Raw genomic sequence first — 12491 nt, forward strand, 5'->3', positions numbered from 1 at the left:
CCACAATCTGTTTGCGTAACCCTTCACTAAAGGAACGCTTTTGCTTAATTTGATAATCATTTTTCATCCTCATTGGAGTTGTGAACAACAACAAATTGTGACAACTTTATTCAGGTACTATCACTTTGGTTCTGTCTTAATCAACCATCCTTGCTCCAATTCCGTTTCTTTCCGGGAAAATGACTTTTTCTGGGGTGATGACCACTCCTTCAGCGGGGTCTTTGGATAATAACATAGCGCCATCCATATCTACAAAATCCAACAGCGGAGCAATATGGGCAATGGCCGTGATGCCCACTGATGATTCTGTCATACAGCCCACCATCGTTTTCATTCCATAGGATCTTGCTTCTCGGAGCATTCTTAATCCCGGGGTGATCCCTCCTGCTTTGACCAGCTTCACATTGATTCCGTGAAACAAACCCTTGCATTTTTTCACATCCGACTCTACTATGCAGCTTTCATCGGCAATTACAGGAAGTATTGAGTGCTTAAACACTTCCTTCATCCCGTCCAGATCATCTTTGGCCAGAGGCTGTTCCATAAATTCAACCCCAAGTTTCTCCAGCTCTCTGGAATAGGAGATGGCTTGATCGGCTGTCCAGGCGCAGTTTGCATCGATTCTAAAAACCGAATCCGTATGTTTTCTGAGCTCACGGATAATGTCCAAATCATCCGAAGTCCCCAGTTTTATTTTATAAATAGGCCAGTGTACTTCCTTCATCTTGGACACCATCTTCTCCACAGTATCTATACCTATGGTAAAATTAGTGGTGGGAATGTCAGCCGGATCCAGTTTTAGAAGCTCGTAGAGTTTTAACCCACACTTTTTGGCATATAGATCCCAGGCAGCCATATCCACTGCACACTGGGCAAAAGGATTCTCTTTGAAAATTTCCTTGCCGAGATCCCAAAGCTCCGCAGGTGTTTCCCATTTGGCTTTTTCCACTACAGGCCTGAATCTTTCCAAGCACTCCGACATATTTGTAATGGTCATACCATAAAATGGATTTGTAGTGGATTCCCCCAAACCATATAATGCGCCATCTTGCAGTTTTACTATAAGAGTATCTTGCACATCCCGGCTTTGGTGTGCGATAGTGAATGTATGCTTAAGAGGAAGATCTTCGACTAGATAGGATAAATTCATGCAAGTTAAAATTCATTTTCAAGCAAAAATAACGAGATTTTTGCTTCTATAATGCTTAGCTTTATATTGTTTGCAGTCATAAAGATAACAATATGAAAATTCAAACTTCTTTACCTCTCAGCTTGTTTTTGCTGTTTTCAGTAATTTTACTTAGCTGCAAAACTACTCAGACTTCGACTCATGCTTCCTCTAGCGCAGTGTTGGAGTCTGCTTTCATAAAATCCAAGGAGCACGCTATCACCCATCGCAGATTTAAGCATGCGGATTTGCTTCCGCTTATTGATCAGCATTCGGATGAATTTGGGATAAGACAACTGGGAGAATCCGTGGAAGGAAGAAGTATATACAGTTTGGACTGGGGTGATGGCAAAAGGAAGGTGATGCTTTGGTCACAGATGCATGGCAATGAAAGCACCGCGACCATGGCGCTTTTTGACCTGTTTAATTTCCTGGAGGGTAACGGTGATGAATTTGATGGGTTGAGAAGCCTTCTTCGGTCGAACCTTAATCTCAAATTTATTCCCATGCTCAATCCCGATGGAGCGGAGACCTTTAAGCGAAGAAATGCGCTTGACATAGATTTGAATAGGGACGCGATTTCCCAGATTTCCCCGGAGGCTGTGATATTGAAGAAAGCGAGAGATGACTTTGAGCCGGAATTCGGATTTAACCTTCACGACCAGCAGACTTACTACAATGCTTCAGGTACACCCAAGCAAGCGACCATTTCCGTGCTGGCCCCCGCATATAACTATGCCACTGAGGTAAACGCGGTACGGACTAAAGCTATGCAAACCATTGTGGGAATGAATAGGATTTTGCAGGAGGTGGTTCCTGGTCATGTGGGTAGATATGACGACGCATTCGAACCACGGGCATTCGGGGATAACATCACCAAATGGGGGACAAGTACAATTCTGATCGAGTCTGGAGGGTATCCAGACGATCCTGAAAAGCAATACATCCGACAGCTGAATTTCATGATAATCTTAAATGCGTTGGAGCAAATCGCCACCCGAAGCTATGAGCAATATACCACAACGGAATATTTTTCGATTCCTGATAATGACCTGCAATTGGTGGATTTGCTTATCAATGAGATCCAAGTTCCAGTAAATGGTAAATATTACCCCGTGGATCTGGGAATTCGAAGACGGGAAATTACCGCAGGGGCTAGCTACTACACGTCAGCGTCTGTGGATGATCTTGGAGACTTGCAGGTATATTTTGGATTAGAGGAGATCAATGCGACCGAGTTGAAGTATGCAGAGGGCAAGGTCTATGAGCAAGTCTTTGATTCTATAGCAGCTATAGGTGAGGCAAAAGCGATGGAATTGCTCAAAGAAGGATATCTGGCGGTAAAAGTTAAAAAGGAGACTAAGGGAGACTTACATGGTCTTCCGATTTTGGTACTGGGAAGTACGGAAACATATCCATCAGGTTGGAAAACCGGAGAACCCACAAATTTCTTCTTAGAACAAGAGGGCGTCAGGAAATATGCAGTGGTCAACGGCTACCTGATTGATTTGGGAAATCCAAAAGATCAGGTGTTTAAGCAGAGGGTGCATTGAAAGACCGGTTCCCAAAAGGTCTATACTTCTTAGAATCCGTCCCTTCCATTCTGAATTCACTAAATTTGTAAAATGAGCGATAATGCTACAAAAACATCTCTCCATCCCCGAAATCTTCATCGGGAGCGCTACGATTTCCCAAGCTTAATGGCATCTCAGCCCGAGCTTGGCGAATTTGTTTCAGAAAATAAGTACGGCGATCTCAGCATTGATTTCGCAGACCCTAAGGCTGTCATAGAACTCAACCGGGCATTGCTAAAGCATCATTATCAGATTACGGAGTGGGATATTCCTGCTGGATATCTCTGTCCACCTATACCCGGAAGAGCGGATTACCTACATTATTTGGCTGATTTACTTACTGAGAGTAATGACCACAACCTGCCAGCCGGTGAGCGCATTCATGTACTGGATATAGGAACGGGGGCAAACTGTATTTATCCTCTGCTGGGTAATTCTATTTATGGCTGGAGCTATGTAGGGTCAGAAATAGATGCTAAGGCGCTCGATGCTGCCCAAGATAATCTCTATGCAAATCCTCAGTTTCGGGGAAAGGTTTCCCTGCGGCTTCAGGAAAACCCCAAGGAAATCCTATCCGGGATCATCAAATCGGACGATGTGTTTGACCTCGTCATTTGCAATCCCCCATTTCATGAATCTCAGGAAGCAGCTGTGGCAGGCAGCACCAGGAAAGTCAAAAATCTGAAAGGAAAAGTAGGGAAGAAAATTACCCTGAATTTTGGGGGGCAGAGTAATGAACTCTGGAGTACTGGAGGAGAACTTACTTTTATCCGAAAAATGATACTTGAAAGCAAGTTTTTTAGGTTCAACTGCTTTTGGTTTACCTCACTGGTGTCCAAAGAAGAACATCTGAAGGAGCTGGCCCTTGCCTTGAAAAAAGCAAATGTATATGATCGGAGAGTCATACAAATGACCCACGGAAATAAGAAAACGCGGTTTATTGCCTGGACATTTCTGAATCCCGAACAACAGGAAAACTGGAGGAAAAAACGCTGGGGTCATTGATTTCCCTGTTTGTGGCAGAAACAGTGACAAAGTTTGGGTAAAAGACTTTGGTACACAGAAGAGCCATAAATCTGGGATGATGAACGATGAAATAGTCTATTTCTCAATAGGAGACTGCTTCACTGCTCGTCGTCCGAAATGGAGTCTAAAACCCGAACTACTCTATCCCCTCCAGCTCACTCAGCTCCAGCCAAGTCAATTCCAAATCTTCCAGCTCAGCATCGATTTCTCCGATGCGGTTGGACTGCTTGATCAGTTCCTCATGGTCGTCGATGCCCGCCGATATTTTTTCGGTAATGGAAGCTTTCTCTTTTTCCAGTTTAGCTATTGAAGCATTCACCTCTTTAAACTCCTGTTTTTGCTTAAAGGAAGCCTTTATTTTTACAGGAGCCGGATCTTTCACTTCAGCCTCTTGATTCTTTTCTTCTTGGCTCTGGGTTCTTGGTTCTTGAATCTTGGCCTTGGGTTCTTGGCTCTTTTCTACCTCACGGAACTCAGAATAATTCCCCGGGAAATCAGAGATTTCGCCTTCTCCTTCAAACACAAACAAATGTTCCACCAAGCGATCCATGAAGTACCTATCGTGGGAAACAATGATCAAACACCCCGGAAAAGTGTCCAAAAACTCCTCCAGTGTATTTAAGGTCATCAGATCCAGATCATTGGTAGGCTCATCGAGAATCAGGAAATTAGGATTCTTGATCAAAACCATCAGCAGTTGGAGTCTTCTACGCTCTCCGCCGCTGAGTTTGGCGATTGGGGTATGTTGCTGCTTGGGAGGGAAACCAAACTGGGTCAAAAACTGGGAAACCGTAATCGTAGCTCCCCCGGCTATGGTCACCACTTCAGCTACTTCCTTCACGATGTCGATCAGCCGCTTTTCCTCATCAAAACTTCCTTCCTCCTGTCTGTAATACCCAAAGGCCGTGGTCTGACCGATGGAAACTGTCCCAGAATCGGGAGCCAGTTGCCCGGTGATCATATTGAGGAAGGTTGTCTTCCCGGCACCGTTTGGCCCTACTATCCCGATTCGGTCTTTCTTTTTAAACGTGTAAGAAAAATCATTGACGATGGCCTTGTCGCCAAAGGCCTTGTTCATTTTCTCAATCTCTATGATCTTATTCCCAAGCCGCTGCGTCGTCACTGTCAACTGTATATCACGTTCTTCACGTTTTTGGGAAGCCTTCTCTTTGGTTTCTTCGAAAGCATCAACACGGTATTTTGCTTTGGTGCTTCTCGCTTTAGGCTGACGGCGGATCCAGTCAAGTTCTTTTTTATAAAGGCTTTTGGCTTTTTCGAGTTCTATATCCTCAATCTCCATGCGCTCTTCCTTTTTGTTCAAGAAGTAGCCATAGTTTCCTAAGTAGCGATGCACTTTTCCCTGATCCAGTTCGAGGATTTCATTGGTTACTTTCTCCAGGAAATATCGGTCGTGAGTCACCATGAAAAGTGCCAGATTGGCTTTGGCCAGGTAGTCTTCCAGCCATTCTATGGTTTCTAGATCAAGATGGTTGGTAGGCTCATCGAGCAGCAAAAGATCAGGTTTTTCCAAGATGGCTTTTGCCAAGGCAACCCGCTTACGCTGACCTCCGGAAAGAGTACCCACCGGGAGATCGGTATCATGAAGACCTAGTTTGCCCAGCACTTCCTTCACCTGATATTCAAAATCCCAGGCTTGAAAGGCATCCATTTTTTCAAATAAAATGGACATTTTATCAGAGTTATCAATGCCCCGCTCAGAATCCAGCATGGCTTTGTGATAGTCCTCAATCACCTTCAGCACTTCAGAATTACTTTGGTCAAAGATGGTCTGGTATATGCTCATCTTGCCTTCAAAAACAGGGTTTTGGTGAACATAAGCCACTTTTACCTGCTGGTTAACTCCGACTTGGCCTGTGTCAGGGATCTCCAGACCCATGATGATTTTCATCAGCGTGGATTTACCCGCACCATTGATGCCGACGAGGGCGATTTTCTGGCCTTGAGAGATGCCAAAGGAAATATTGGAAAAAAGCTTGCGCTCACCGAACGCTTTGCTGAGGTTTTCGACCGAAAGGTAATTCATGCCGCAAAAGTACGGAAAAGGTGGGGGATAAATGCGTTAATTTAAATCATGCTCTTTTAACCGGCAATTGAGTAAGCGATTTGTATGATTGAATCCACTCATTTTGCATATAAATACCGCTCAAAATGTCAAACAACATGTACTGTATTTACGGGAGATTCTATTTATTCGAGCAAAATCCCCCTGCTTAATCCCATGAATTAGGGGCTATACATTCCGATTCTGACTGCTCTTGAGGGCAAACTTACCCACCTATCATTGTCCTAGAAAGTCTTACCTGTACACTTTAGAAACAGAAGAAAGGTCATTTCGAAGCTTCAATGAGACCAACACCGTTTGATCATTCATCAACTCCTCTTTATTAGCTTGAAAAAAATCATGGATATTCCCAGTTTCGATTTCCACCTGTTTGCCGGTAAATTTTTTGACATAGTCGTTGTAGAAATCAATGGAGTTGATGCTAAAAACAATACACTCCTTATCAAATGTCCAAGGTATATTTCTAATTCGCATTTCATCTATATCATTTTCAAAATTGGATATCTGCGATACTATATTGAATTCTCTGTCTAATAAGATAAAATGTATACCCTGGCTGTATTGATATAAAGACATAAAATAAAAATCTCCTAATGGGGTAAACATTGAAATATTCTCTACAAGCTGATTTTCGCGGATGAATTTTTGATAAGTTTCTCTGTCAACACTGTTTAATCTGATAAAATCCAATTCATTTACACCCCATGAGCCCAAATCAAATTTCAACACTTGTTTAAAATTTAACTCTCCATCAAAAAATATAACTTGCCTAGAGTAAGGGAGGGTAAATATAATTTCGTTATCGAACCCGGAAATGAACCCATTTCGGCCACCAAATTGGAATTTTTCAAAATCCTGTTTGATTTTCACAAACTCTCCAAGCAGTGTGGCACCTTCAAACAAAAGAAAATTATAATCTGACCTATCCTTAATGTTGTTCATGAAGAATAAAGTTTTACCATCTTTTTCGGTAAACTGAGAAGCATTCTTTGGGATTTTTTCTTCTTCTATAAGCAACTGCTTCGAATCATATACAATAATCTTTCTCAAACTTCTATCTAAAATCAGAAGAGAATCTTCCCTCACCTGAAAAAAATCAAGCTGCTGGTACTCAGCAGGCCCTTGACCTTTTGCTTTATAGATGAAATCAACATTTCCCTCTCTATCAAACCTGTGGATATTACTATTAAAATAATCGTGGACGTAAATGAACTTGTCCTTTATAATAATTTGGTAGGGTTCCACCAACGGAACTTTCTCATCACTTCTTAGGAGAGTGTAGCTGATTTCATTGAAAATACTTGATAACTTCTGCTGTTTGGAATTCTCCAAATCAATTTTCACATCGCTCTCATTTACATTGACCTTTTTATCCGAATGCGTACAGGATGAAAACGTATAGAGAATAAGGACGCAAAATATCTTAAGTTTTACCATGATTTAGTTTCAACCAGGTTGTGTCACTACTTAAATGAATACTCTAAGAGTAGCTTATACAAATATTAATTCAACAACATCTAGAAATAAAGTAAAGGCTGTCCCAATTTTCGAGACAGCTTTATAGTTAATTAACCGATCCCTCCAACTTCATCACAATGCTTTTGACCGGATACATTGCAGGTTTCAGACCCATCAAATCTACAGCGATATACACTCCCTCCCCCAGTGCATTCAATATTCTCTATCCAATAACTTCCACTAGCTTGAGTCGGTGTAATCGGTGTGATCGATAAAGTCATCATACCAATGATTCCTAAACCTAAAATTACTTTTTTCATAATCGTTAAAATTTGTGGTTAAAATATTTACCCCTTGGCCAAGAGCGGCTAACCGACTGATTAGCTAGTCGCAACATATTATTATTATTATTATTATTGCAATCCAAATCTTTAAAACGAAAAAATCGTCAGTTCCCTAAAAACACCTTGTATAGGGCATGCAAAATCGGACACTTTATGATTATTACCAGAATCTTTTAAAACTAATCCAGCAGGGTTTTTCTCTCAAGTGATTATGGGAGTTCTTTTTATCGAATCAAAAATACGTTGGATAGGACTCGGGAAGTTCTCTTATTTCCATCATCAGCAAATGGCTGAATGTAGGAGATTAGAATTAGGCATAAAAACGCCTTTTCATTAACTGTAGATTTGGCTCAAAATATACAAAAATACGGCTCAAAACTAACATGAAATGAGCCGTATTTTATGGCTTTTATACTTTTTTGAGCTGAAAACTACTAGCCCTTTTCGAGGAGCAAAGAGTTCAATTTTGAAAGTTTGATCAATTTTATAAAGTAAAGACCCATCAATTACTGCCAACCAAACTATCCAAGTTTGAGATAGCTATAGCCCAGTTTTCATAAGTAAATCCTAAAAATGTCTTTGTCTCTGTGTCCAGTTTTGCAAATTGAAAACCCTCCAAATGTTTACTCTCCAAGTCTTTCCCAGAAAGTCTATATAGGATGAGATCAAATTCTGGCGCTTTGGGTTCTGTTCTATTCAGTTTTTTCACTAAAAAATAGGCGAGATCTTCTTTGATTTGAAGTACAGAGATAAGTATATCAGGATGATGTTGATTCCGCAGCCAAGGTGCCAATCCGGTATACTCACTGAGTTCTCTAACTCCCTTCAACTCTCCTTTGTGTAAAATGGAATCTAGGAAAAAGTTCTCCTGTACTAATGAAACTTTTTCATCCTTAATACTCCAAAGCCCTTCTTTCAACGTCTCCAATAAATAAAGGCTGTCTCGGAATTCGAAGGTTGCAAACGTGTTTTTGCCCGCGGTAGGTGTTACTTGAGCTAGTTTTCTAGGTTTCAAATTTGGGAAATCCACCGAAAACAAATGAACTGTATTTCTGGGGGGATCTAGGAAGCTAACAATCATGTGGTCATTGGAAGTACTGAGTATGTCATGCAACCCACGTTCTCCGAGTTTGATGCGCTGCCTTGAGATTTCACGGTTCTGCAGATCAAATTTATAAATATCACTCGGGTTAGAACCCAAAGAGTAAATAGTATTCTTGAAGTGAAAAATTGAATGAAGACTATTGTTTAAATAGGCTTCTACTTGGCCATCCGGGTAAAGTTTTGGTTGTAGCAAAACGGTATCAAGAATAGTTTCACCGACCATGGAGTAGATAAGTAATTCTTGTTTAGAAGTAAAAAGAAAAATCTTGTCATCGCTTATTTCCATATCTCTAACTTTTGCAAAAGGGCTTAGCTTCACAACGAAGTCTGAATTGACTCTAGTTTCATTTGAAGATGGTACTGAGCAGCTTATCAATAGCAGGAACAGTAATGCATAAGAGGCAAAGGGAGAGTTAAAGGACATAATTGTTGGTGTATTCCAGTAATTGAGCGGGGGAAAAGATTTCTATTTTCTCTCCGTCTGGAAGTAGAATAACGGGCAGGGATTTTATCAGTCCCTTTTTGATTGCATATTTTTCACTATCTACAAATACGGATTCATTGTCAGGTGATGCAAGCAAGGAGGCCTTTTTTATTTGGGACGAGATGATGACCAGATTGAATAGTTGCTTGTCTATTTCTTTGACTGTTTCCTGGTATTCTGTAAAGCAGTAACTGCAATTTTCGAGACTTATCAATAGGGTAGGCTTGCTTGGATCAAATCCGATCTTCTCACTGTAGTCTTCAAATTCTTTGGCTTGCCTGGTACATCCAAGCAAAAGGGCGACTAAAAATATAAGCAATCTATTCATGGGCTGTGAAGTCAAAGATATCAATAGAGAGTATGTCTTCTTTTAGATCGGGATTCATTATGTTGTTTTTGGGAAGATAGAATCCCCGCTTTCCGACAAATGCCCGGTAGATGTTGTATATCCCACCTGGGAAACGCACCTCGTTGATTTTATTAAACGTACTGTCCAATACGATTACAGAGAAGTCCCGCAATGCATCCATTTCTTTAGGGATTTCATTGATATCATATTTCCCAGGTAGCTGGACGGTGCGATAATACACATCGCGAAATTCATCGTAGTATATCCCGTAGTACTTAGTGTTTTCTATGACATACTTTGTTTTTTGATCCGAGCTTGGAATCATGGAAAAAGGCACCGCTTCCTTCGTGATATAATCACTCTTCGCATAGACGCTTTTTGATTGTCCATCAGCTACGACGGTGAGGGAATCTAGGTATTTCCAAGAATAAATAATCTGATTTTTTTTATTGATGGTCCTAGACAGTTGTATATCGTGACCTGCCCATATTTTGTTGTGATAGAATTCCGGGAATGCAGATTCTGGAATCTCTGAGGTGGAATTTGAATCTATACTATAGGTGACTTCAAACCGGAATTTATCATTGATATTGGCAGGATTGCTTATTTCAAAAAGCGGAAGTTGAATAAAACGTAATTCCCTGTTCAGAAGTAGAGTCGGCATGCTTCCAAAGGAGGAATGGTTAACAATAGATTCCTCTCGCTTAGGGGTTTTAGGCGGCAGATATCTACTAATAATTTCGCCTTGATTGTTTATCAACAGGGAGCCTCTAATGAATAGTGAAGGAAAGAGAAAGATAGAATCCGCGCTAACAACTGTGATTCCCTGTACCATTTTGATCCCTAGGGGTTCTATATGGGGATAGCTGATTTCATGATCTATCAATCCCCTTTCCAGATCGTAAACTTGGATGTTTTTTTTAAATTCGTTATGGTGATAGAGATATTCTTTATCACCCTTGCCTAAATAGGAAGTTCGTAGAAAATCAAGTGAGGTCGAATCATCTAACGCTAGGTTGATTTCCCCTTCTCTATATTTTTCAATTTCTTCAACTAGTAGCTCCTCTCTTTTGCTACAAGCAGATGTTAATATGAATGTTAGAACAATAAAGGTAATGCTTCCAAGAAATCGTGTCATTGTAGATTGGTAAGAATGATCAAAAAATCTGCTCCGCTATTCACAGTGAATATTGGAGCAGAACAACTTTATTGCATGATAATTGGTCTTTCACAGTCGTAATCACAGTCAGAGCAGGATCCATCGAAATTGTCCCCTGAATAAACATTTCCATCGATAACTTTGATACTTCCATCTGGATTTCTACATATTGCATTTGCAGGTATCACACTGATAAAAGTGAGTGCAAACAACCCAATTCCTAAAATTACTTTTTTCATGGTTTTAAAATTTTAATTTTTGAACTACCTCTTGGACAAGAGTGGCTAACCGACTGACTAGCTAGTCGTAACATATTATTATTATTATTATTATTATTATTATTATTATTATTATTATTATTATTATTATTATTATTATTACAATCCAAATTTTTAAAACGAAAAAATCGTCACTTAACTAAAAATGCCTTGTACAGGGTATGCAAAATCGGACACTTTATGATTATTACCAGGTTTATTTGAAATTAACCAAGTGGGATTTCCCCAGATTTTCTTCTCTTAAGAGAACTGGAAGTTCTTGCTTGTAGGTTCTTGGCTTCTCGATCTTGGTACTTTTCTCTAGCTACTTGCTACTCTGAAAATTCTTACCTTTGCATCATGGAAGCAATTCAGAAAAAAGACATCCGTAAGCTATCCCTGGCACAGTTGGAAGAATTCTTTTTGGCGCATGGGGAAAAGAAATTCCGCGCCAAGCAGGTGTATGAATGGCTCTGGAACAAATCTCTGAAGAACTTCGATGAGATGAGCAATATCTCGCTGAGCACTCGGGAAATGCTCAAAGCTCATTTTGAGATCAACCATATTCTGGTGGATCTGATGCAGCATTCTATTGACGGAACGATCAAGAATGCGGTAAAGCTCTATGACAACAAAATCGTGGAATCTGTATTGATCCCTACGACTAAGCGGATTACTGCCTGTGTTTCCTCGCAGGTAGGCTGCAGCCTAGACTGTAATTTCTGTGCCACAGCACGGTTGAAACGCATGCGGAATCTGAATCCTGATGAAATCTATGATCAGGTCGTAGCCATCAAGGATGAAGCGGAAACGTACTTCCAGCGACCTTTGACGAATATCGTGTTTATGGGTATGGGCGAGCCGCTACTGAACTATGCGAATGTCCTGGAGGCCATAGAGAAAATCACCTCACCGGAAGGACTGGGCATGGCTCCAAGGAGAATCACCGTATCTACAGTAGGAGTGACCAAAATGATCCGCAAGCTTGCCGATGATGAAGTCCGATTCAATCTGGCCGTATCCCTACACTCAGCGATCAATGAAACCCGCTCCCGCCTGATGCCGATCAATGACAGCAATCCCGTAGAGGAATTGGGCGAGTCCCTGAAATACTGGTATGAGAAGACCAAGCGTAAAGTCACGTATGAATATGTGATCTGGGAAGGAATCAATGACGATGAGCGACACGCAAGGGCGTTGGCAAAATTCTGCAAGATCATCCCATCCAAAGTCAATCTGATCCAGTACAACCCAATCGACGAGGGAGAATTCCGTCAGGCGAAGCAGGAAGCCGTGGACATGTACGTGCGGATCTTGGAATCCCAGGGTATCATCGCCAAAGTCAGAAAATCCCGAGGCCAGGATATAGATGCTGCCTGTGGACAGTTGGCAAACAAAAATGAAGTGGCAGAGCTGAATACAGATTAAGGTTTTTTCACTTGCATATCGAACAGCCTTTAGTTTAATTGTAATATCTTTTAGTCT

11 protein-coding genes and 1 pseudogene are annotated in these 12491 nt (G+C 41.0%); 3 read left to right on the forward strand and 9 right to left on the reverse strand.

The window, feature by feature from the left end; all coding sequences use genetic code 11:
* Positions 1 to 136 precede the first annotated feature (136 nt).
* Entirely contained in the window at positions 137 to 1150 is a 1014-nt protein-coding gene (locus LZF95_RS22505) for a dipeptide epimerase (protein ID WP_233757562.1), read from the reverse strand.
* 92 nt (positions 1151 to 1242) lie between these two features.
* On the opposite strand from LZF95_RS22505, the gene LZF95_RS22510 reads away from it, so the two are divergent.
* Together LZF95_RS22510 and rlmF are read left to right on the forward strand one after the other, a co-directional pair.
* Positions 1243 to 2721, forward strand: coding sequence for a M14 family zinc carboxypeptidase (locus LZF95_RS22510; RefSeq protein WP_233757564.1), 1479 nt, complete (start codon positions 1243 to 1245; stop codon positions 2719 to 2721).
* 72 nt (positions 2722 to 2793) lie between these two features.
* Positions 2794 to 3747, forward strand: coding sequence for a 23S rRNA (adenine(1618)-N(6))-methyltransferase RlmF (rlmF, locus tag LZF95_RS22515; protein WP_233757566.1), 954 nt, complete (start codon positions 2794 to 2796; stop codon positions 3745 to 3747).
* Between the two features lie 157 nt (positions 3748 to 3904).
* On the opposite strand, the gene LZF95_RS22520 is transcribed toward rlmF, so the two are convergent.
* The 8 genes and pseudogenes from LZF95_RS22520 to LZF95_RS22555 form a co-directional block, all read right to left on the reverse strand.
* Positions 3905 to 5812 carry an ABC-F family ATP-binding cassette domain-containing protein gene (locus LZF95_RS22520; protein WP_233757568.1) on the reverse strand — a complete coding sequence of 636 codons (1908 nt, stop codon included), beginning with the start codon at positions 5810 to 5812 and terminating at the stop codon, positions 3905 to 3907.
* A 273-nt stretch (positions 5813 to 6085) separates the two neighbouring features.
* Entirely contained in the window at positions 6086 to 7288 is a 1203-nt protein-coding gene (locus tag LZF95_RS22525) for a 6-bladed beta-propeller (protein WP_233757570.1), read from the reverse strand.
* Positions 7289 to 7419: 131 nt separating this feature from the next.
* On the reverse strand, positions 7420 to 7629 hold the full coding sequence (locus LZF95_RS22530) for a hypothetical protein (RefSeq protein WP_233757571.1): 210 nt from the start codon (positions 7627 to 7629) through the stop codon (positions 7420 to 7422).
* A 248-nt stretch (positions 7630 to 7877) separates the two neighbouring features.
* Positions 7878 to 7982 (reverse strand): annotated as a pseudogene (locus LZF95_RS27625) (Fic family protein); the annotation flags it as partial.
* Positions 7983 to 8155: 173 nt separating this feature from the next.
* A complete protein-coding gene (locus LZF95_RS22540; RefSeq protein WP_233757572.1) occupies positions 8156 to 9043 on the reverse strand; it encodes a hypothetical protein in 888 nt (295 codons plus the stop codon).
* Positions 9044 to 9170: 127 nt separating this feature from the next.
* Complete coding sequence (locus LZF95_RS22545; protein WP_233757573.1) at positions 9171 to 9569, reverse strand: hypothetical protein; 399 nt, start codon at positions 9567 to 9569, stop codon at positions 9171 to 9173.
* Complete coding sequence (locus LZF95_RS22550) at positions 9562 to 10728, reverse strand: DUF4221 family protein (RefSeq protein ID WP_233757574.1); 1167 nt, start codon at positions 10726 to 10728, stop codon at positions 9562 to 9564. The genes LZF95_RS22545 and LZF95_RS22550 overlap by 8 nt, the downstream gene beginning before the upstream one ends.
* Positions 10729 to 10796: 68 nt before the next feature.
* Complete coding sequence (locus LZF95_RS22555; protein WP_233757575.1) at positions 10797 to 10988, reverse strand: hypothetical protein; 192 nt, start codon at positions 10986 to 10988, stop codon at positions 10797 to 10799.
* A gap of 378 nt (positions 10989 to 11366) precedes the next feature.
* On the opposite strand from LZF95_RS22555, the gene rlmN reads away from it, so the two are divergent.
* Positions 11367 to 12434: a 23S rRNA (adenine(2503)-C(2))-methyltransferase RlmN gene (gene rlmN / locus LZF95_RS22560; RefSeq protein ID WP_233757576.1), complete on the forward strand. Its 1068-nt coding sequence runs from the start codon at positions 11367 to 11369 to the stop codon at positions 12432 to 12434.
* Positions 12435 to 12491: the final 57 nt, after the last annotated feature.

This window comes from Algoriphagus sp. AGSA1, from assembly GCF_021390545.1.
Taxonomy (GTDB): domain Bacteria; phylum Bacteroidota; class Bacteroidia; order Cytophagales; family Cyclobacteriaceae; genus Algoriphagus.

Excerpts from the sequence above, each read along its gene's own strand:
- LZF95_RS22555 (WP_233757575.1), bottom strand. The coding sequence starts at position 10,988 with ATGAAAAAAGTAATTTTAGGAATTGGGTTGTTTGCACTCACTTTTATC.
- rlmF (WP_233757566.1), top strand. The coding sequence starts at position 2,794 with ATGAGCGATAATGCTACAAAAACATCTCTCCATCCCCGAAATCTTCAT.
- LZF95_RS22545 (WP_233757573.1), bottom strand. The coding sequence starts at position 9,569 with ATGAATAGATTGCTTATATTTTTAGTCGCCCTTTTGCTTGGATGTACC.
- LZF95_RS22550 (WP_233757574.1), bottom strand. The coding sequence starts at position 10,728 with ATGACACGATTTCTTGGAAGCATTACCTTTATTGTTCTAACATTCATA.
- LZF95_RS22520 (WP_233757568.1), bottom strand. The coding sequence starts at position 5,812 with ATGAATTACCTTTCGGTCGAAAACCTCAGCAAAGCGTTCGGTGAGCGC.
- LZF95_RS22525 (WP_233757570.1), bottom strand. The coding sequence starts at position 7,288 with ATGGTAAAACTTAAGATATTTTGCGTCCTTATTCTCTATACGTTTTCA.
- rlmN (WP_233757576.1), top strand. The coding sequence starts at position 11,367 with ATGGAAGCAATTCAGAAAAAAGACATCCGTAAGCTATCCCTGGCACAG.
- LZF95_RS22505 (WP_233757562.1), bottom strand. The coding sequence starts at position 1,150 with ATGAATTTATCCTATCTAGTCGAAGATCTTCCTCTTAAGCATACATTC.
- LZF95_RS22540 (WP_233757572.1), bottom strand. The coding sequence starts at position 9,043 with ATGGAAATAAGCGATGACAAGATTTTTCTTTTTACTTCTAAACAAGAA.
- LZF95_RS22530 (WP_233757571.1), bottom strand. The coding sequence starts at position 7,629 with ATGAAAAAAGTAATTTTAGGTTTAGGAATCATTGGTATGATGACTTTA.
- LZF95_RS22510 (WP_233757564.1), top strand. The coding sequence starts at position 1,243 with ATGAAAATTCAAACTTCTTTACCTCTCAGCTTGTTTTTGCTGTTTTCA.